Genomic DNA, 20,104 nt, shown 5'->3' with positions numbered 1-20,104 from the left:
CTTACTCGACCTTCGCGGACTTGACCGATGCGCCTTCGAGCGAACCGATCTGTCGAACGTGCTGTTCGAGGGCCAGGCGGTCGATCGAGGCGATGGGCAGGTTGATGAAGGCCGTGATCCGGTTCTTCAGAAACCGAGCGGCCTGGGCGAATGCGCGCTGAATCTCGACTTCAGTACCGACGATGGCCGCCGGATCCTCGACACCCCAGTGGGCGGTCATCGGATGGCCGATCCATGCCGGGCATGCTTCGCCGGCGGCGCTGTCGCATACCGTGAAGATGAAATCCATCTCCGGTGCCTCAGGCTCGGCGAATACGTCCCAGCTCTTCGACGAGAATCCCGTCGATGCATAGCCGAGCGCATCCAATTCCTTCAGCGCGTGCGGATTGACTTCGCCCTTCGGTTGGCTGCCGGCGGAATAGGCTTTGAACCGGCCGCGGCCCTCTTTGTTGAGGATGGCCTCGGCGAGAATAGAGCGAGCGGAATTGCCCGTGCAGAGGAACAGCACGTTGTAGGTCTTGTCAGTCATGGGTCGCGGTCCGTGGTTAGGTCGGAGGCCTGTTGAGCTTCATGATGGTCGCCGACGATGGGCAGATGGAGGAAAGCTGGCGGGTTGAGAGAACGGCCGCTGGCACTTGGGCCCGCGGAACCTCGGAAAAACCGATGGTTGAAAAGAACGGTGCGGCGCTTGTCGTCGCGAGGAAGACATCGCCACCGACGCCTCGCAGCGTTGCCTCGACGATCGCGCGGCCGAACCCATGGCCTCGGTGTGCCGGCATCACGACGACGGAACGCAGCAGGTAACCGCCGGCGCAGCCTTCGAGGCCGGCATATCCGATCGTTTGGCCGTCGCCTGAGACGGCTTCGAAGAAGGCGCAGCCATCGTCTTCAATGTCATCGATCGGGAGATCCGCGGCACGGAGCGCCTCGCGGAGACCAGTGTCTTTGCCAGACACTTTGTGCAATGCGATCCCGCTCAACATGGCTTCGCCCCCGGCGCGCAGCATGGCGTCAGTTCTGCGATCAGGGGAGCGCAGAGCTCCGTCGAACCGCCACAGCAGTCCTTCAGCAGGAAGAGGGTCAGCTCACGCACGCCGTCGAGGTCGGCCCGATAAATGATCGATCGGCTTTGGCGCTCGCTCTTGACCAACCCGGCACGGGACAGCGTCGCAAGATGCGCGGACATCGTATTCTGCGGGACATCGAGGAGCCGGGCGAGTTCTCCAGCCGGAATGCCATCCGGCTCATGCCGGACGAGCAACCGAAATGTCTCAAGGCGGGTGTTCTGTGCCAAGGCCGCAAGGGCTGCTATCGCGTTGTTGCTTTCCATATATCCAGAATAATGGATACATTGGAGAAGTCAACCGCCTCTGACCGGAGGCGGATTATGTGCAGCTGAAAGTCGAGGATCCCTGCAAAGCAGGGCGATCGAGCCTGAGGTGACCATAAGTCCCCACAGCTCATATTCATGGTTATGCGGAGGTGAGCATAAGCATGAATTTTCCCTTGGGCGGCTCATTGAGCCGCCGTTCCTGAGTGCCGCTTGCGAGCGGCAGGCCGCAAGGGAGGCTTCGCCGCGGCCGACCCGGGCATTGCATGATCCGACAATTGCCAGCCGCGCCCTGGCGGCCTTTGCTCTTCGCAGCTGGTGGAAGCGTGCTCGAGAAGAGACGGGCAAGGAAATGCGAGGAAGAAGAGGCATGGACAGAAGAGAAATAGAGGCGCTCCGCGAACGGGTGAAGTGTGCTGCCGTTCTCGAGCAGACGGGCTTCGCCATCGATATGAAGGAAAGCACGCGGCGGGCAGTGAAGTTTCGACGGGGGAGCGAGATCGTCATCGTCACCCATGAGGGGCGCGGATGGTTCGATCCGCTCAGCGATGCAAAGGGCGACGTGTTCGGTCTAGTCGCGCATCTTGACCATGTCGACTTTCTCGAATGCGCCGGACGTGTTGCCGCGCTCGTCGGTTTTTCGATCACGGAACCGGAATGGCGGTCTCCAAAGATAGAGCAAGACTACGACCTCTCTTTTTCCGAGCGATGGCAAACACGCCGCCGTCCATGGCCCGGTTCGCCGACCTGGGCTTATCTCGATGGTCAGCGTTTCCTGCCGGCATCTTTGCTTCGCGCCGCGATCCGGCAAGATCGTCTGCGCGAGGGGCCATATGCCAGCATGTGGGCAGCGCATACTGACAGCGCCGGAGCCGTCACCGGTTGGGAGGCGCGGGGTCCCGAGTATCGCGGTTTTGCCTCCGGAGGGACGAAGGTTCTCTTCCGACTGGGGCAGGACACGGCGTTGCGCCTGGCTGTCACGGAAGCTGCGATCGACGCCATGAGCCTCGCCGCCATCGAGGGGCTGCGGGATGGAACGCTCTATCTCAGCACCGGTGGCGGATGGTCGCCGTCGACGGAGGCGGCGCTGCGGCAGATGGCATCGCGGCCCGAGGCTCTGCTGGTTGCGGCGACAGACGCCAATCCGCAAGGCGAGATGTTTGCCGAGCGGTTACGGGCGCTCGCTGACGACGTCGGCTGCAACTGGTCTCGCCTTCGCCCGCCGGCGGACGACTGGAACGAGGCCCTGAAAATCAGGGGGAAAGAAAAGAGGGAAAGGAAGGAAGGCGGCGTGCCGCATGCGCGCCGCCCGCGTCAAGGGAGGCTTCGCCCGGCGGAGCCGGCCCTTGACACGCCCGGCCGCGATGCCGGCGGCCCGGGAGATGTCATGAAGGACTGAAGAGGATGGCAAGGTCGGAAGGACAGTGCCGCGCTTCGGCCCGGGACCACTCCGAAGGAGCCGCAGATGAACCCCTCTTCCGCAATCCGCAAGGTCTTCCAGGGCGTCGCCTCACGCCAGCAAATGTTCCGGATGTTCGATCGCCACGCCCAGCGTCCGAACCGCTGGGACGATGACGCTGGCCCGCTCTATGCCGGCGAATGGTTCGAGATCGCCGAGACCGAGCATGACTATATGTTCGAAATCCTGCCGCCGCTCTGGATCCGCGGATCGATATTCGCGATGCGCGAGTATCTGACAGGATCGGTGACATCGGTGTTCTTTGCGCTGCGGATCGACGGTGTCATCCGGCATTTCCATGGCTATTGCGATCTTTCCGACCGCCAGGCCGTTGAACGCATGCGGGTCGAAATCATCGAGCGCGAGAGCCGGCCGGTGCGCGCCATGTCGCGCGAGCAACGGCTTGAGCATATCTGGAGTATGACGGCGGACGACTATCGCGGCTATGCAGGCGATCGCTGGCCGGAGGAGTCGCGCGGCAAGCGCACGATCATGCTTTACGGCGGCCAGACGGGCAGCACCCTGAAGCTGCTGGACGATCTCTCTGACGATGAAATCGCAGCCAAGCTCCCGGTACAGCTGCGCCACCTCCCCTCGCCGATCGCTGCGTGACGGAGGCCAGACCATGCTTTCCTTCCCCCTCTCATCCGTCCGCGCGGTGATTGCCCGCGGTCTAACCGACGCGGAGGCCAATGGTGGCTTTCGTGATCCCTATTACGGCCTGCGCCCTGGCAAGGACGAAAAGCCGGGCCTCTGGCTCGTCGGCGATCACGGCGTTTATCTGATGTCCAACGGAAAGCTGCTCGATGGCGCCAAGCCCTTGGTCGTCTATGCCGAGGGGTGCGATCCCCGCACCAATGACGATTGGTTCGACGTCAAACGCCGGACATTCGGCGGCGACGATGGCGTCGATTTCATCGACGCGGAACAGCTGGAACCGATGATGGCGGCGGCTCCGGAGGCGACGCACCTTCGCATCGCATTTCATCTGGATTCGATGCAGCTCACCCTGATCGCGAAGTCCTGAACACTGCGACCACCGACCCCGTCCGGCCACCAATCCCTGAGCCCTGAGCGCACCTCGAGCCCGCAAGGTTTCCCGCGGGGGTGATGACGCTCGCCGTTCCCTAGGAGAACTCAATGAGCAACGATCCCTTCACTCTCGACATGTTCGGCAGCAGCGCGCTGTCGTCCGGGCTTGGCCTCGGCATCACAGCGTTTGGCGGTTTCGATGCCGTCGCGGCCAATGACGACGACCCCGAACCGACACCGCCCTCTTCTGCCCCGGCCTTGCCGGTCGTGACGGAAAAGCGTCCGGCGCCCCGGCGACAGGGCAGCCGGTCCAACTTCTACCTCGATGATGCCGATCGCGATCTTGCGGCGACGTGGAAGGACCGGGCGCGCATCAACGTCGCCGCAATCCTGATCGCAAACAACATCGAGAAGCAGGACCGGCCGGCCACCCGCGAAGAGCAGCAGCGGTTGATCCGCTTCACAGGCTTCGGCGCCTCGGAGCTCGCGAACACGATGTTCCGCCGCCCTGGCGAGCCCGACTTCCGCGCCGGCTGGAGCGAACTCGGCAGCTCGCTCGAGAGTGCGGTTTCGGAGGCAGACTACGCGTCCCTTGCCCGATGCACCCAGTATGCGCATTTCACACCGGAGTTCATCATCCGCGCCATCTGGGCGAGCTTGCAGCGCCTTGGCTGGCGTGGCGGCCGCGTGCTCGAGCCTGGCATCGGTACCGGCCTGTTCCCCGCGCTGATGCCCAAAGCATTGCGCGAGCAGAGCTTCTTCACAGGCGTCGAGCTTGACCCTGTCACTGTACGCATTGTGAGGTTGCTGCAGCCGAAGGCGCGGATCATCAGCGGCGACTTTGCGCGCACCGACCTGGCACCAACCTTCGATCTCGCCATCGGCAATCCGCCCTTCTCCGACCGGACCGTCCGATCCGACCGGGCCTATCGCTCGCTTGGTCTTCGCCTACACGACTATTTCATCGCCCGTTCGATCGACCTCTTGAAGCCCGGTGGGCTCGCCGCCTTCGTCACCAGTTCCGGCACGATGGACAAGGCGGATGCGACGGCGCGCGAGCACATCGCCAAGACGGCCGACCTGCTCGCCGCGATCCGCCTGCCGGAAGGCAGCTTCCGCCGCGATGCCGGTACGGACGTCGTGATCGACCTGCTCTTCTTCCGCAAGCGCAAGACCGGGGAGGCCGAGGGAGACCTCTCCTGGCTGGAAGTCGAGGAGGTGCGGCCGGCGACGCAGGACGAAGGCGCGATTCTGGTGAACCGCTGGTTTGCGCGGCATCCTGATTTCGTCCTCGGCGATCATGCCCTGACCTCCGGCCCCTTTGGTGAGACCTACACCTGCCGACCACGTGTTGGCGAGGAGCTTGAGGCAGCTCTGCAGCGGCTCATCCTCCTGCTTCCGGAAGGTCGCTATGACGGCGAGCCCACCGAGATCGACATCGACCTCGAGACCGAGCTCATTGAGAGCGTCGATCTTCGCCCCGACAGTCGACAGGTTCGGGAGGGTAGCTTCTTCATCGATACGAGGCGCGGCCTGATGCAGATGGTCGACGGCGCGCCGGTCGAAGTCCAGGTGCGCAAGAGCCGCACCGGTGACGGCATGCCGGAAAAGCACGCCCGGATCATCAAGAAGTTGATCCCGATCCGCGACGCGGTGCGCGATGTTCTGAAGGCCCAGGAACAGGATCGGCCGTGGCGCGACGTGCAGGTCCGCTTGCGCATCGCCTGGTCGAGCTTCGTGCGCGATTTTGGCCCGATCAATCGCACCACGGTGGCGATCAGCAAGGACGAGGAATCCGGTGAGGTGCGCGAAACGCATCGCCGCCCGAACCTGCAGCCCTTCCTGGACGACCCCGATTGCTGGCTGGTCGCCTCGATCGAGGACTACGATCTCGACACCAACACGGCCAAGCCCGGTCCGATCTTTTCCGAACGAGTCATCTCACCCCCTGCCCCGCCCGAAATCACCAGCGCGGCGGACGCACTGGCCGTCGTGCTCAGCGAGCGCGGCCACGTCGATATCGACCATATCGCCGAGCTGCTGCACAAACACGCCGATGGCGTCATCGACGAACTTGGCGATGCGATCTTCCGGGATCCTGCCGACGGGTCCTGGCAGACGGCCGATGCCTACCTCGCCGGCCCGGTCCGTACCAAGCTCGCCGTTGCCGAAGCGGCCGCAGGACTGGATCCAGCCTATGAGCGCAACGTTCGTGCGCTTCAGGCCGTGCAGCCCGCCGACCTTCGCCCCTCCGACATTACCGCGCGTCTCGGTGCGCCTTGGATTCCGGCCAGCGACGTCGTCGCCTTCGTCAAGGAGATGATGGGCGCCGACATCAAGATTCACCATATGCCGGAGCTCGGGAGCTGGACCGTGGAGGCACGGCAGCTTGGCTATAGTGCAGCCGGCACATCCGAATGGGGTACCAGCCGCCGCGATGCCGGAGAGCTGCTCGCCGATGCGCTGAACAGCCGCGTTCCACAGATCTTCGATGTCTTCAAGGACGCCGGCGGCGAGCGGCGCGTGCTCAACGTCGTCGACACTGAAGCCGCGCGCGACAAGCTGCAGAAGATCAAGCAGGCCTTCCAGAACTGGGTCTGGACCGATCACGATCGCACCGACCGGCTGGCGCGCGTCTATAACGATCGCTTCAACAACCTCGCGCCGCGTAAGTTCGACGGCTCTCATCTGAAACTTCCGGGCGCCTCAGGCGCCTTCGTTCTTTATGGGCACCAGAAACGCGGCATCTGGCGGATTATCTCGTCCGGCTCGACCTATCTTGCGCACGCCGTCGGCGCCGGCAAGACGATGACCATGGCGGCCGCCATCATGGAGCAACGCCGGCTCGGGCTGATCGCCAAGGCAATGCTGGTCGTCCCCGGCCATTGCCTGGCGCAGGCGGCGCGTGAGTTCCTCGCACTCTATCCCAATGCCCGCATCCTGGTGGCGGACGAGACCAACTTCACCAAGGACAAGCGGGCGCGGTTCTTGAGCCGGGCGGCGACTGCCACGTGGGATGCGATCATCATCACGCATTCGGCCTTCAGGTTCATCGCCGTGCCGTCGGCCTTCGAACAGCAGATGATCCAGGACGAGCTTGAACTCTACGAGGATCTGTTGACGAAGGTCGACAGCGAGGATCGTGTCTCGCGCAAGCGCCTCGAACGGCTGAAAGAAGGTCTGCAGGAACGGTTGGAAGGTCTTGCGACCCGCAAGGACGATCTGCTCACCATTTCCGAGATCGGTGTAGACCAGATCATCGTCGACGAGGCGCAGGAGTTCCGGAAGCTTTCCTTTGCCACCAACATGTCGACGCTGAAGGGCATCGATCCGAACGGCTCGCAGCGCGCCTGGGACCTCTACGTCAAGTCCCGCTACATCGAAACCAGAAATCCCGGCCGGGCCCTGGTGCTCGCCTCCGGCACGCCCATCACCAACACACTCGGCGAGATGTTCTCGATTCAGCGGCTGCTCGGGCACGCAGCGCTAGCCGAACGTGGCCTGCACGAGTTCGATGCCTGGGCATCGTGCTTCGGCGACACGACCACCGAACTCGAAATCCAACCCTCCGGCAAATACAAACCCGTCAGCCGCTTCGCCAGTTTCGTCAATGTGCCGGAACTGATCGCGATGTTCCGGGCCTTTGCCGACGTCGTCATGCCGGAGGATCTCCGCGATTTCGTCAAGGTGCCTGATATCTCCACCGGCCGGCGGCAGATCCTCACCGCCAAACCGACGCCGGCCTTCAAGGCCTATCAGGAGATCCTCGATGCCCGCATCAAGGCCATCGAAATGCGCGAGGGTCCAGCACAGCCCGGCGACGATATCCTGCTCTCGGTCATCACTGACGGCCGCCATGCGGCAATTGATCTCCGCCTCGTCATGCCGGCCAACGACAACGAGGAGGACAACAAGCTCAACCTTCTCGTCCGCAACGCCTTCCGGATCTGGCAGGAGACGAGCGAGGCGACATATCGTCGCCCGGACGGCAAGGCTTACGAGCTGCCAGGTGCGGCGCAGATGATCTTTTCCGATCTCGGCACCATCAATGTCGAGAAGACCCGCGGCTTTTCCGCTTACCGTTGGATTCGCGACGAGCTGGTCAGGCTCGGAGTTCCCCCGTCCGAAATCGCCTTCATGCAGGACTTCAAGAAAACCGAGGCCAAGCAGCGGCTGTTCGCCGACGTGCGCGCCGGCCGGGTCCGTTTCCTGATCGGCAGCTCCGAGACGATGGGAACGGGCGTCAATGCGCAGCTCCGGCTGAAAGCACTGCATCATCTCGATGTGCCGTGGCTGCCGTCGCAGATCGAGCAACGCGAGGGCCGCATTGTCCGGCAGGGCAATCAGCATGATGTGGTCGATATCTTCGCCTATGCCACAGAAGGGTCACTCGACGCCTCCATGTGGCAGAACAACGAGCGCAAGGCCCGCTTCATCGCGGCAGCGCTCAGCGGGGATACATCCATCCGCCGGCTCGAGGATCTCGGTGAAGGGCAGGCCAACCAGTTCGCCATGGCCAAGGCCATCGCTTCCGGTGACGAACGGCTGATGCAGAAAGCGGGATTGGAGGCCGATATCGCCAGGTTGGAAAGGCTGCGCGCCGCCCATGACGACGACCAATATGCGGTCCGCCGGCAGATGCGCGATGCGGAGCGCGACATCGAAGTGTCGACCCGTCGCATCGCGGAGATCGGCCGGGATATCGACCGGCTGGTTCCGACGGCGGGCGACGCGTTCGCGATGACCGTTCTCGGCAAAGCCTACCAGGAGCGCAAGGATGCCGGCCGCACGCTGATGAAGGAAATCCTGACACTCCTCCAGCTGCAGCAGGAGGGTGAGGTTCATCTGGCGAGCATTGGGGGCTTCGATCTTGTCTATGAGGGCGAGCGCTTCGGAAAGGGTGATGGCTATGGTTACACCACCACGCTGCAGCGCACCGGCGCCGACTACGAGATCGATCTTACGGTGACGGTGACGCCGCTTGGCGCCGTGTCCCGCCTCGAGCACGCACTCGACGGATTCGACGAGGAGCGCGAACGGCATCGTCACCGCTTGGAGGAAGCGCACCGGCGGCTTGCCTCCTATCGCTCGCGTCAGGGCGGCGCTTTCGCTTTTGCCGACGAACTTGCCGAGAAGCGCAGACAGCTCCGCGACATCGATCAGACCCTCGCCGATGATGCGAGGCGTACGGACGAAGCCGCGGCTGTTGCCGCTTAGCTTGCCTGTTGCCGCAACTCTTCGATGAGTTCCGGATGCCGGTCGAGAAGGCGCAGCAATTGGCTGGTCGGGCCGCTTGGCTCGACCAAGCCGCGCTCGTATTTGTCGAACGCGCTTTCACCAACCTTCAGGATGCCGCCTGCTTCACGTTGCGACAGTTTTAGTTTTTTTCGCACTCTGCGGATTGTCGACGGAGAGGGAATGCCTTCGACTTCTTCCTTCAACGCCCGCAAGGCCGCGTCCGTTGCCTCCATGTCGTTGCCGACATGAACACCTTCGTCGCCGTTATCGGGATAATATCCCGGCAGGTCGACCGTTTTGCTCTTGCCCTTGTAGGTCACGACAAACGGTCGGACGTCCCGGCGCAGCGTCTCTCCGGTTTCCGGTGAGATCATCGTTTCGGGCAGGATATTTGCTGCAACCGCCATTATCATCTCTCCTTGAATGACATGACCCGGAATTCCGTGATCACATCCGCCTGGAATTTCACATAAAGCACCATGCCGTGCTCGGGGACCGGCACATGATAAACATCTTGCCATACCCGATGGTCTGCGTTCGTTGTCATCGACTTGTAGAACATACGGCGCTCGATGGTGTCGATGGTCGCGACGATGCCGGCGCGGTCGTAGCCCAATGAGGCGGCATCCCGCAGCGCCGTCGTCGTGATGGCAAGCGTCGAAATCGACCCCAAAACAGCTTTAACGGCCTCGAGATCGTATGTCGGGCGCCTTTTCTCCATGACTTTATATGACACCTTAATGGTGTCAAATCAAGCTTGTCGTTGTGGGGAAAAGATAGAGGAAAATCCGGGAGGAGAACCGGTCGCAGATCGGTCGTCCCGTCGCCGCTTGCGCTCAACCGCCGCCTCCGCATCCCGGCCACTCGTCCCGCGCAGGGCGCGAGGCACCCCGCTTGTCCTTCGCAGCAGGGACGCTCGGCCGCAGTTGCGCCGGTCCGTCCGTCCTGCGGTTCGGAAAGTGTCTTCGGAAAGAGATGAAGACAGGAAGGACCGGCAAGAGGCCGCGTCCCCGCATCCCGGAAGAGGAAAATCCCATGCAAATCATGAAGGTCGATCCGCGCTCGTTGAAGGACAATCCGGACAATACCCGGCAATCCAAATCCACCCCGCAGGCCGATGCGTTGCTGCTCGCCACCATCAAGGCCGTCGGCATCATCCAGCCGCCCGTCATTTTTCCCGAAGTTGGTGGTGGGAACGGCTACGTCATTGAAGCCGGTCATCGTCGCACCCGCATGGCCATCGCCGCAGGCCTCGAGGAAATCGAGGTGCTCGTCGTCGATGCCGCAAACGACAATGGCGCCATGCGGTCGATGGTCGAGAACATTGCGCGCGAACCGCTGAACCCGGTCGACCAGTGGCGCGGCATCGAACGCCTGGTCGCACTCGACTGGACCGAGGAAGCAATTGCGGTGGCACTCGCCCTGCCCGTCCGGCAAATCCGCAAGCTGCGCCTGCTCGCCAACGTCCTACCGGCGATGCTCGACCAGATGGCGTTCGGCGACATGCCGAATGAGCAGCAGCTCCGCACGATCGCGGCAGCACACCTCGATGAGCAGAAGGAGGTCTGGAAGGCGCAGAAGCCGAAGAAAGGCCAGCCCGCCGCATGGTGGCAGATTGCCAACGCGCTGAGCAAGACCCGCATGTATGCCAAGGATGCGAGCTTCGGTGACGATCTCAGAGAAGCCTACGGCATCGAATGGATCGAGGATCTGTTCGCTCCCGCGGACGAGGACAGCCGCTACACCACCAATGTCGAAGCCTATCTCGGCGCCCAGCAGGAGTGGATGACGAACAATCTGCCCAAGAAGGGAATGATCGCCGAGGTTTCTCAATGGGGCGAGGTGAAGCTGCCGCAGAAGGCAAGCCGCGTCTATGGCAAGCCCGGCAAGGGCGACCACACCGCCATGTATCTGGATCGGAACGGCAAGGTGCAGACCGTGCACTACCGGATGCCCGAGGAGAAGAAAACCAGAGGCAAGGGAGCGGTCGTCGAAGGTGGCGCCACCGGTGGCGAGGATGTGATCGACGCACCGAAGCAGCGTCCTGATGTCACGCAAAAGGGCCACGACATGATCGGTGACCTCAGGACCGATGCACTCCACGAGGCGCTCGCCCGCGCACCGATCGAAGACGACACGCTGACGGCCCTCCTTGTCCTCGCCTTTGCCGGCATGAATGTCCGGGTCGACTCCGGGGCGAACGACCACGTCTTCGGCGCGAAGCGGTTCGCCCGCCATGTGGCTCGGTTGCTCGACGCTGACGGCAAGCTCGCCTTCGACCGCGACACCTTGCGGATTGCCGCCCGCTCGATGCTGGTCGATGTGCTGTCGTGCCGCCGCGGCATGTCGAACAGCGGTATCGTCTCGCGCATAGCCGGCGATGCCATCGGTGCGGACGGATATCTCCCGAACATGGGCACGGAGGATTTCCTGCCTTGCCTGTCGCGGCAGGCGCTTGAAGCCTCGTGCAAAGGCACCTCGGTTCTCCCGCGCCCGAAGGTCCGCGAGACCCGTGCCGCACTGGTCGAGCACTTCAAGGACGGGCACTTCGTCCATGCGGCGGCCCTGTTCGCCCCCGATCCGAGGGATCTCGCCGAGCTGATCAAGGAAGGCGAGGCGGTGGAGGATGACGCCGCTGCCGCCCCTGGGGAAACAGCAGATGGTCTTGAAGGCGAGCTTGCCGATGGCAGCCTCGCCGACGAGGCGCCCGATCTTGATGTCGCCGATCCGGAGGCCGATGACCGCGCCGCCGACCAGGACGAAACCGCATACGGCATCGCGGCAGAATAGCCGCCGCTCTTCCAACTTTTCCGATCGACCCCCGCCGCCGGCCATCACCGGCGGCGGTTTCGTTTCCATGAACCGCAGAATTTCGAGGAGATGTCCAATGTCTGCGTCCCTGATCTACGACCTCGCCCCGATCGGCTCCATCGTTGCCTGGTCCGACGGCACACCCCGCCCGCCCGAGCGCTTCAAGAAGAAGCTCGCGGCCTGGCAGACGCGCAATAGCAAGGGCCGGCTGATCCGCAAGGAGGGTCCGCGCCAATCCCGAAACTACACCTCGCCGGGATATTTCACACTGCATGAGGCGGATTTCGGCGGGAAAAACACCATCGTCATGCGCATTCATCGAACCTTCGGCCTCGACTCCGATCTCACCTTCAAGGTGCTCGAGCGTGCCGCCCTCGGTTCGATCCGCGTCTTCGATCGCGCGGGTTCGAACGCGGAACTTGTCCATTTCGCGGACAATCGCGAGGCGGCTGCGGTCTGGCTGCAAGAACACGGCCATCCGAACGCCGTGCTCGAAGAGGTGACCGCCGACGAGGTTGCGGCTGCTCAGGTCGAAGGTAGGGCCGCCGCATGAGGACCTCAGAACTTCAGCATGAGCCGATATCGGCTTTAGAGGATTTGGGCGTGGAATTCGGCGTCAGCGCCGACGGATTTCCGGTCGCCCGGATCGGCGATACGCATCTGGCAATGGTGCCGGCGCGCGATGGCGCGAGCTTCCTCGCGAGCGCCTGGCGGCTTAACCGTCCGCTTTCCGAGCTGACGCGCGCAGATTTCTACGATCACGATGGCCGCCTCGAGGATGAGGCGGCTTTTCGCGCCCGTGTCTTCGAGACCGCCCAGCACAAGCGCGAGTTATCCGCCCTGAGGCGGATCCAGACCCGTATGACGGCCAGTACGCCCTGGGGACCGTCGCAGCTTGCGACCGTCTACGCGGAGGGGATCGTGTCCCATATGACGGCTGGCCATGGCGGGTTTCATCTGTCGGCCGAACGGAATCTTCGCGTCTCCCCGTTGCTGCGAAAGTCCTCGCACTGGTACGAGGAGGATGCCGAATGGGCCATCGTCGCCCTCTCCTTCCCGGAACTCTTCACCTCATACGAGCGCAAATGTGCGGACAAGACATTCCGCAACAGCTGGCCGACCGCATGGGAAGAGATCCACGGGCGCGAACTCGAGTCCGGCCAATCCTGGGCGAAGGACCGGCAAGCCTTCGAGCGCAGGCATGCCGGCGACTGGGTCGTCGTCTCGGCGATCTATTCCAGCCACCATGCCGATATGACGGAGGTGGTCGCCACGCGCGGCGTCGTGCGGGACCAACGTGCCGACGAGCGGCGCTTTCTTGTTCCGAGTGCCGAATATGCAACCCGTGGGCCGTTCGGCTTCGTCATCGATGAACAACGTCACGCCGTCTATGACGGTCCTTCGGACTTCATCGGCTGGCGGCGGCGGAGGACCGGGACATGAAACCGATCAGTCCGTGGGTGCTCCTTGCCCGCATGGAGGTGGCGCGGCGCGAAACGCGCCATCACCTCGATCTCATCCATCGGCAGATTGCCACACGCGCTGAGCGCCTGGCTGTGACCGAAAAGGCGAAAGCCAGAAACCGCACGCACAAGCGCTCCGGCTCACGATGGACCCGTTCCGATGAGATGCTGTTTCAAGATCACGTCGATCGCCTGTCATTCGAGCGGCGTAGCGAACTCGAGGCGCTCACCCGAAAGCTGGGGCGTCAGGACCGCGCCATCACAACGTTACGGCTGAAACTCGGCGATTCTGCTTGGCGAGAGGCTGCGTGAGAGGCGGTCGGCGGTAACGCATTGGCGGAGTGCGCCCGCGTGTTCGATGAGGGGCTTTGCGAGGATGGCCATCGTTTCCCAAATTCGGCCTCGGGGAGAGTTCAGCCCCGTGCCCGCCTGCCCTTCGTGTTCGTTGCGGTCTGAACCGGCGGCCGGTCGTTTCAAGGCCGCTGTCGCGCCGCGGGGCGGCCGAAACAGCCTCGCTGCGCAAAGCGAACCCGCGTCCCGCGCAGGGTGCCCCCGCTTGGTCGCAAGCCCGCTCCGCTCACTCAGCCGCTCCGGACCTCTGAAATCGCCCGTCCCTCGCCGGTTCCTTTTGACCGCACCGAAGGGCAGACCGGCACGGGGCCGGAACCGCTTCGGAGGAAACCGAAAAGGAAACCGTTATGGCCAAGCCCGCGACCCCCAACCGCTCTTCCGCCCGCGTCGTGCAACTCCGCAAGGGGGTGACCCTCGAAATGGTCCGCCTCACCTGCCCCGATAGCGCCCAGGCGCTCAAGATCGCCGAAAGCTTCGGAACCGCGCTGGTCGACAGCGACGGCATCCGCGGCCTACATGAGCGACTGATCGTCGAAACCGCCGACAGCCTGGCTGAAGGTCTCGGCGAACGGGCGATGCAGATCCATCTCCAGCGTGTCGTCGGCGCCTATGTCGGATCGGCGCATGGCGCCGGGCAGTTTTATAGCCGCGCCGTCACCGAGGCCCGCGACGCCACGGCCAAGGCATCCAACGATGCTCGCGACGAGGATCTCGATGGTCCCGTTGGCTACGACAGCGCCGCCCAGCGCAAGCGTGAGTTCGCGGCCGACATGGGCATCCAGGCTCATGCGCTCAGGATGGCGGCCGAGGGCGCCGTCGCGGCCTACGAGCAAGTCGTCGGCGAGACCTGGAAGCCCTTCGATCGCCCGGTCGAAAACCCCGGCGCCAATCTCGACCGCAAGGCGGCCGAGGCGCAAATGGCCGCCCTCGGGTAAAGCGGCCCGGGCGGCGCCCACGTGCCGCCCTACCCTCATCTTTCCAGTTTCCATCGGCCGGCTCCCAAGAGGGGCCGGCCTTTCCGCATGTCGCGCCGCCCCGGGGAAAAACAGGCAAGGAAATAAGGAACCGGCCTATCGCGGCCCGTCCCCGTCGGTAGTCCTGCAGGAGCCGGCTTGTGAGGTACAACGGCTTTGCCGTCCTCCACGCTGTTTCGGCCGTTCCGGTGTCCTCCAAGCCATTCCGCTCCTGCCCTCGGACCTCCGCGACGGGCCGCGATAGGCGCGGCTCCGAATAGGAGGTTTGAGACGTGAGCAGGAAAACCGAGGGCGAGCGCGCCGACATCTACACGAGGATCACCGACCGGATCGTTGCCGATCTGGAAAAAGGGGTTCGTCCCTGGATGAAGCCGTGGAACGCAGCCAACACTCAAGGCCGGATTACGCGGCCGCTACGGCACAACGGGCAGCCCTATTCGGGCATGAACGTTCTCCTTCTATGGTCCGAGGGGATGGCGAGAGGTTTCGTCTCTCCGATGTGGATGACCTTTAAGCAGACGCGGGAACTCGGAGCCGCGGTTCGCAAGGGCGAGACCGGCTCGACTGTGGTGTTTGCGAGCCGCTTCACCAAGTCGGAGGTCGACGGCAACGGCAACGAGGTCGACCGGGAAATTCCCTTCCTGAAGGCTTATTCGGTATTCAATGTAGACCAAATCGACGGTCTGCCCGACCACTACTATCATCGCCCGGAACCGGCTGTCGATCCGGTCGAGCGGATCGAGAATGCCGATCGCTTCTTCCGCAATACTGGCGCCGTCATCCGGCATGGTGGGTCGCAAGCCTATTACTCGCCGGTGACCGACCACATCCAGATGCCGCCGTTCGAGACCTTCCGCGATGCGGCTTCCTACACGGCAACGCTGAGTCATGAGGCAACGCACTGGACCGCGAACCCGCGGCGCGTGGGCCGCGATCTCAGCCGTTATGCCAAGGACAAGAGTGAGCGCGCCCGCGAGGAACTCATTGCCGAGCTCGGCAGTTGCTTCCTATGCGCCGACCTTGGAATCGTACCGGAGCTCGAGCCACGGCCCGATCACGCATCGTACCTTGCCTCATGGCTCGCGGTACTTTCCGAAGACAGGCGGGCGATTTTTCAGGCGGCCGCTCATGCGCAGCGGGCAGTCACCTTCCTGCATGATCTGCAGCCTGATGCAGCTGAGGAGAAAGTCGTGGCTTAGAAATCAGCGTCGGTCGTTGTCGCCGCCAACGGCCGACACCTCTCTCGGCTCTCTCTGCTTGAGCGCGCCCTGATCTGGTGTCAGGTCCAGCTTGCCCCAGATCGAGGTTTTGCGGTCGGTCGGTTTGAGCTTTCGGGATTGCTTGATTTCGACGGTAAACGGCTTTGTCTGCTGACGCATGTATCCTCCAGGCGACGAATCGCGAGCACACGATACCGGGTTGATTACTGGAGGCAACTCCCAGGCCGGCCGGTCCGTCGCCACTGAATTGCGGCTCTGGCATTGCGACAGAGAAACGGTTCGACCGCAGCAATGTTCCGCTGGGTGAGGCGGTGGCAGGTTGCCGTCAGCGTGTTCCTTTTGACCCGTCGGCATAGGCCACGTCCTTTGCGGGCTCGATGAGGCATGTCTGATCGGGGAGCGGCTTCGCCTCGATCGTCTTCCCGCAACGGCCATCGAAACTTTCTTCCCCTGAGCGCTGAGGCGCTCATTCCTCGCGAACAACAAAGTTTCTCCCGGCCGCCCTCCATTCCATTCCGGCCTTATCAGGTGCGGTCCGATCGTCCCCGATCCTTGCGACAGCCATCGAGGCCGCGAAGGGCGCGGCCCGAAACCAACGAAAGGAACTTGGACATGGCTACCATCGGCACCTTCACCTCCACCGAAAACGGCTTCTCCGGCTCGATCCGCACGCTGGCCCTCAACGTCAAGGCCCGCATCGCCCGCATCGAGAACCCCTCCGACAAGGGCCCGCACTTCCGCATCTACGCCGGCAACGTCGAGCTCGGTGCTGCCTGGCAGAAGACCTCCGAACAGGGCCGCGACTACCTCTCGGTCAAGCTGGACGATCCGAGCTTCCCCGCTCCGATCTACGCAACGCTCTCCGAAGTCGAAGTCGAAGGCGAAGACGGCCTCCAGCTCATCTGGTCCCGCCCCAACCGCGACTGAGGTCCTCGAGGCTCCGCCCGCCGGGCGGGGCCTCTCCCGACAACAGGGCGGCCTCCTTCGTGCCGCGGCTTTTTCCCGTTCGTTCTTTCATATTGGATGAAAATGGATGGAAAAATGGATCTCGCTATGTCATACCCCATTTGGATGGAAACGGATGGGATAATGGATGACGGCGCTCGATCTCTCCAAATTGCGTATCACGCCTGAGATCCTGTCGTTGATCGCCGAGATTGACGAATTCAAAGGCGCCTGGCGAGCGCTTGGTCGCATCGCACCCGATCGGCTGTCCAGCTTGCGGCGGGTTGCGACGATCGAAAGCATCGGATCGTCGACACGTATCGAGGGCGCGAAATTAAGCGACCGCGAGGTCGAAAGGCTGCTCTCGAACCTCCGTATCGGCTCGTTCTCCAGCCGAGACGAACAGGAGGTTGCCGGCTATGCCGAGGTGATGGAGACGATCTTCTCTGCCTTCGACGCAATCCCGCTTAACGAAAACCACATCCGCCAACTGCATCGGGATCTGCTCGCGCACTCGGTCAAAGATGAACGACATAGGGGAAACTGGAAAACCCTTGCCAACAACGTCGAAGCCTTCGACGAGGATGGACGAAGTCTGGGCGTCGTCTTCGCGACAGCCTCCCCTTTCGATACGCCGGGCCGAATGTCGGAACTGGTGGCCTGGCAACAAGCTCAGGAGAAGGATGGCACGTTTCACCCTCTGCTCGTCGTCGCTGTCTTCGTCGTCGTCTTTCTGGAAATCCATCCTTTCCAGGATGGCAATGGCCGACTGTCTCGCGCTCTGACCACTTTGCTGCTTCTTCGGGCGGGTTATTCCTATGTGCCGTACAGCTCACTGGAAAGTGTTATCGAGCAGAACAAGGAAGCCTATTATCTCGCGCTTCGCCGAACGCAGGGCACGATACGAACGGACCAACAGGATTGGAATCCGTGGGTCGAGTTTTTCCTGCGGAGCCTGCAACGCCAGAAGCAGCGTCTCGAGCGCAAGATCGAGCGTGAGCGCATTCTCCTCGGCGACCTGCCGGAGTTGTCCGTCGCGATCCTCGAACTGGCGCGTGAACGCGGGCGCGTCACGGTGATGGATGTGGCCAAAGCGACAGGCGCGAGCCGCAACACCGTCAAGGATCATCTTCGGGCGCTGACCGAGCAGGGACATCTGACCCTCCACGGAGCCGGTCGTGGGACCTGGTACGGCTTAAGCTGACGCCGGAGCGAAGCGTCCGCCGATCAGCCGAAATCGGAGCTATGGTCCAATTGTGCGCAGCCGCCATTGCCACGTGCCTTTGCCTGATATAGCGGGGCTCCATTCGCGGGCTCGATGAGGCATGTCTGACCGGAGACCGGCTTCGCCTCGATCGTCCTCCCGCAACGGCCATCCGAAACTTTCTTCCCCTGCGAACGCAACCCCACTCGACAGGCCGAGCGGGGACCCCGGCGTGCCGCATTCCTCGCGCAGCAACAAAGTTCCTCCCGGCCGCCCTCCATTTCATTGCGGCCCGGTAAGCCACCCCATGGCGCGATGCGCAATGGGGACCCCGGGGGTGCGGTCCGATCGTCCCCGGTCCTTTCGACAGCCATCGAGGCCGCGAAGGGCGCGGCCCGAAACCAACGAAAGGAACACCACAATGGCAACGATCGGCACCTTCACCTCCACCGAAACCGGCTTCAACGGCTCGATCCGCACGCTTGCCCTCAACGTCAAGGCCCGCATCGCCCGCATCGAAAACCCCTCCGACAAGGGCCCGCATTACCGCATCTACGCCGGCAACGTCGAGCTCGGTGCGGCCTGGCAGAAGCGCTCCGAGCAGGACCGCGACTACCTCTCGGTCAAGCTGGACGACCCGAGCTTCCCCGCTCCGATCTACGCAACCCTCACCGAAGTCGAAGGCGAGGACGGCTACCAGCTGATCTGGTCCCGCCCCAACCGGGACTGAGATCCGGACGAGGCCCCGCTCGCCAAGGCGGGGCCAAGCGGCCGAATAGAGAAGCCGGGAGCGGGTATCGAGCCCGCTTCCGGCTTTCCTGGTGCCATGCGGAACCGGAAATGTCTGCTCATATCGCTCCAGTTTGCCGTGCCGGCATGGCGGCCTCAAGGACGAGCGGTCAACCCCCAATTTTGCCTCCGCTCCGGTTCCCGCCGCTCCAACAAAATCGGCTCCCCCACTCGCCGCCGCTGGCGGTCGCGTTCGCGATCCCTGACCCCGCCATCCCGTCCCGCCCCGCGTCGTCGTCTTTCACGAACTCAAGGAGATGAGACGATGACGATCGAACAGCACATCGAGGAACTGCGGACCGAACTGAGGAACGCATGGGACGCGGCCGAGCGGCGTCAAATCGAGGCGGAGCTCCAACTCGCCGAGGCCGATCTAGCCGTCATGCTTGCCGAACAGGAGGGCGCCGTCGAAGCCGAGCCGCCATTCTGAGGCGGCTCGTTCCTCCTGTTATTTGAGCCGGTCCGCCGGCCTCCCGGCTGTCAGGGATTTCACCCCTCAACGCTCCCCCCGGCTCCCGCCGAATACGGTCGCGTCCCCTACGGGTCCGCGGGTCTCTTCTCTCTATTACCTCCCATTCTACTCCAGCAAATCAGGCGTCAAGGACGGCGCGGTCTCCCCCAATTTTTCCGTCGCTGGGCTCTGGAAAAATCGGTTCCCCCGCTTGCGAGCCGCGTCCCGCGGTCCTTGACCCCTCTTTGCAACAGAGTGGCCGATCTCCGTCATCAACGAAGGAGATCACATTATGACAGCCAATCAGAGCCTCACGCTTTACACCAAGCTCGCCGGCTTCCGGCTCGTCGTCCTCGCAAACCGCTTCGGCTGCGACAGCGAATTCTCGCGAGCTCTCCACGATCGCCTGCTCGAAGGACTGGAGGCAGCAATCGGGCGCGTGCGGACCATCATGGCGCTGGAGCGGAGCGCTCTCACGGGCGACGACGAGTTCGCCGACCATCAGTTGGAGGGGGAGGCCGAGATATTCGGGCGCTTTACTATCAACATGCTGGACGATCTCGAATTCGATTTCGACACGCATGAATATCGCATCAACGGCGGCGATTGGGCCATCGCTTTGACTGCGGACTATACCGGCGTTGATATCGACTATCCGGAGCTGATCGCGCTCACTGACGACGAACTCGGCTCACTTGCGCCGATCATCACGGCGATCACGCGGGAAACCGGCATCCCGGTAAATGCGTCCCATATCAGCTACGACGCTCGCGCAGGATCGTAATCAATCTTGCGGTACAGTTTCATCCGAGAGACGGCGAGAGCTGCCTCTCAATA

Annotated in this window: 21 protein-coding genes; 15 read left to right on the top strand and 6 right to left on the bottom strand. The window is 63.0% G+C overall.

The window, feature by feature from the left end; genetic code table 11:
* Position 1: 1 nt before the first annotated feature.
* Genes P0086_RS01310 through P0086_RS01300 form a run of 3 tightly spaced genes read right to left on the bottom strand, consistent with a single transcriptional unit; the run spans position 2 to position 1,330 of the window.
* Entirely contained in the window at positions 2-529 is a 528-nt protein-coding gene (locus tag P0086_RS01310) for an arsenate reductase ArsC (protein WP_275782146.1), read from the bottom strand.
* Positions 530-545: 16 nt separating this feature from the next.
* Positions 546-1,007, bottom strand: a complete 462-nt coding sequence (gene arsN2, locus P0086_RS01305) for an arsenic resistance N-acetyltransferase ArsN2 (RefSeq protein ID WP_275782145.1) — start codon at positions 1,005-1,007, stop codon at positions 546-548.
* Positions 977-1,330: a helix-turn-helix transcriptional regulator gene (locus P0086_RS01300; RefSeq protein WP_275782144.1), complete on the bottom strand. Its 354-nt coding sequence runs from the start codon at positions 1,328-1,330 to the stop codon at positions 977-979. The genes arsN2 and P0086_RS01300 overlap by 31 nt, the downstream gene beginning before the upstream one ends.
* Before the next feature lie 370 nt (positions 1,331-1,700).
* Between P0086_RS01300 and P0086_RS01295 the strand changes: the two genes are divergently transcribed.
* From P0086_RS01295 to P0086_RS01280, 4 genes are all read left to right on the top strand, one after another.
* The gene (locus P0086_RS01295; RefSeq protein ID WP_275782143.1) at positions 1,701-2,729 is read left to right on the top strand and encodes a DUF3991 and toprim domain-containing protein; all 1,029 of its coding nucleotides are present in this window, start codon (positions 1,701-1,703) and stop codon (positions 2,727-2,729) included.
* Positions 2,730-2,795: 66 nt separating this feature from the next.
* Positions 2,796-3,401 (top strand): DUF1419 domain-containing protein, encoded by a 606-nt coding sequence (locus P0086_RS01290; RefSeq protein ID WP_275782142.1) that lies wholly within the window; start codon positions 2,796-2,798, stop codon positions 3,399-3,401.
* 13 nt (positions 3,402-3,414) lie between these two features.
* On the top strand, positions 3,415-3,816 hold the full coding sequence (locus tag P0086_RS01285) for a DUF3085 domain-containing protein (protein WP_275782141.1): 402 nt from the start codon (positions 3,415-3,417) through the stop codon (positions 3,814-3,816).
* Between the two features lie 113 nt (positions 3,817-3,929).
* A complete protein-coding gene (locus P0086_RS01280) occupies positions 3,930-9,038 on the top strand; it encodes an N-6 DNA methylase (RefSeq protein WP_275782140.1) in 5,109 nt (1,702 codons plus the stop codon).
* Here P0086_RS01280 and P0086_RS01275 read toward each other — a convergent pair.
* Together P0086_RS01275 and P0086_RS01270 are read right to left on the bottom strand one after the other, a co-directional pair.
* Positions 9,035-9,466, bottom strand: a complete 432-nt coding sequence (locus tag P0086_RS01275) for a type II toxin-antitoxin system MqsA family antitoxin (protein ID WP_275782139.1) — start codon at positions 9,464-9,466, stop codon at positions 9,035-9,037. The two genes, P0086_RS01280 and P0086_RS01275, sit on opposite strands and share 4 nt — an antisense overlap.
* A gap of 2 nt (positions 9,467-9,468) precedes the next feature.
* Entirely contained in the window at positions 9,469-9,780 is a 312-nt protein-coding gene (locus P0086_RS01270; protein ID WP_275782138.1) for a type II toxin-antitoxin system MqsR family toxin, read from the bottom strand.
* Between the two features lie 314 nt (positions 9,781-10,094).
* Between P0086_RS01270 and P0086_RS01265 the strand changes: the two genes are divergently transcribed.
* The 6 genes from P0086_RS01265 to P0086_RS01240 all read left to right on the top strand — a co-directional run bounded on the left by P0086_RS01265 (position 10,095) and on the right by P0086_RS01240 (position 15,857).
* A complete protein-coding gene (locus P0086_RS01265) occupies positions 10,095-11,849 on the top strand; it encodes a ParB N-terminal domain-containing protein (protein WP_275782137.1) in 1,755 nt (584 codons plus the stop codon).
* Positions 11,850-11,946: 97 nt separating this feature from the next.
* Complete coding sequence (locus P0086_RS01260; RefSeq protein WP_275782756.1) at positions 11,947-12,423, top strand: hypothetical protein; 477 nt, start codon at positions 11,947-11,949, stop codon at positions 12,421-12,423.
* Positions 12,420-13,313, top strand: a complete 894-nt coding sequence (locus P0086_RS01255) for a hypothetical protein (protein WP_112600528.1) — start codon at positions 12,420-12,422, stop codon at positions 13,311-13,313. The genes P0086_RS01260 and P0086_RS01255 overlap by 4 nt, the downstream gene beginning before the upstream one ends.
* Positions 13,310-13,645, top strand: a complete 336-nt coding sequence (locus P0086_RS01250) for a hypothetical protein (RefSeq protein ID WP_275782136.1) — start codon at positions 13,310-13,312, stop codon at positions 13,643-13,645. The genes P0086_RS01255 and P0086_RS01250 overlap by 4 nt, the downstream gene beginning before the upstream one ends.
* Before the next feature lie 386 nt (positions 13,646-14,031).
* A complete protein-coding gene (locus P0086_RS01245; RefSeq protein WP_275782135.1) occupies positions 14,032-14,619 on the top strand; it encodes a hypothetical protein in 588 nt (195 codons plus the stop codon).
* Positions 14,620-14,930: 311 nt separating this feature from the next.
* Complete coding sequence (locus P0086_RS01240) at positions 14,931-15,857, top strand: zincin-like metallopeptidase domain-containing protein (RefSeq protein WP_275782134.1); 927 nt, start codon at positions 14,931-14,933, stop codon at positions 15,855-15,857.
* Between the two features lie 3 nt (positions 15,858-15,860).
* Here the strand turns inward: P0086_RS01240 and P0086_RS01235 are convergent, their stop codons facing one another.
* Positions 15,861-16,037 carry a hypothetical protein gene (locus P0086_RS01235; RefSeq protein WP_165823691.1) on the bottom strand — a complete coding sequence of 59 codons (177 nt, stop codon included), beginning with the start codon at positions 16,035-16,037 and terminating at the stop codon, positions 15,861-15,863.
* Between the two features lie 453 nt (positions 16,038-16,490).
* Between P0086_RS01235 and P0086_RS01230 the strand changes: the two genes are divergently transcribed.
* The 5 genes from P0086_RS01230 to P0086_RS01210 all read left to right on the top strand — a co-directional run bounded on the left by P0086_RS01230 (position 16,491) and on the right by P0086_RS01210 (position 20,051).
* On the top strand, positions 16,491-16,805 hold the full coding sequence (locus tag P0086_RS01230; RefSeq protein ID WP_275782133.1) for a DUF736 domain-containing protein: 315 nt from the start codon (positions 16,491-16,493) through the stop codon (positions 16,803-16,805).
* A gap of 166 nt (positions 16,806-16,971) precedes the next feature.
* On the top strand, positions 16,972-18,027 hold the full coding sequence (locus tag P0086_RS01225; protein ID WP_109461990.1) for a DUF977 family protein: 1,056 nt from the start codon (positions 16,972-16,974) through the stop codon (positions 18,025-18,027).
* A gap of 421 nt (positions 18,028-18,448) precedes the next feature.
* The gene (locus tag P0086_RS01220) at positions 18,449-18,757 is read left to right on the top strand and encodes a DUF736 domain-containing protein (protein ID WP_011427435.1); all 309 of its coding nucleotides are present in this window, start codon (positions 18,449-18,451) and stop codon (positions 18,755-18,757) included.
* Positions 18,758-19,081: 324 nt separating this feature from the next.
* On the top strand, positions 19,082-19,246 hold the full coding sequence (locus tag P0086_RS01215) for a hypothetical protein (RefSeq protein WP_165225628.1): 165 nt from the start codon (positions 19,082-19,084) through the stop codon (positions 19,244-19,246).
* A 313-nt stretch (positions 19,247-19,559) separates the two neighbouring features.
* The gene (locus tag P0086_RS01210; protein WP_275782132.1) at positions 19,560-20,051 is read left to right on the top strand and encodes a hypothetical protein; all 492 of its coding nucleotides are present in this window, start codon (positions 19,560-19,562) and stop codon (positions 20,049-20,051) included.
* Positions 20,052-20,104: the final 53 nt, after the last annotated feature.

Origin of the sequence: Mycoplana sp. MJR14 (assembly GCF_029210525.1) — a bacterium.
Taxonomy (GTDB): Bacteria; Pseudomonadota; Alphaproteobacteria; order Rhizobiales; family Rhizobiaceae; genus Mycoplana.
Note: the sequence above shows the minus strand (reverse complement) of the source record. Positions and strands in the feature narration are given on the sequence as shown.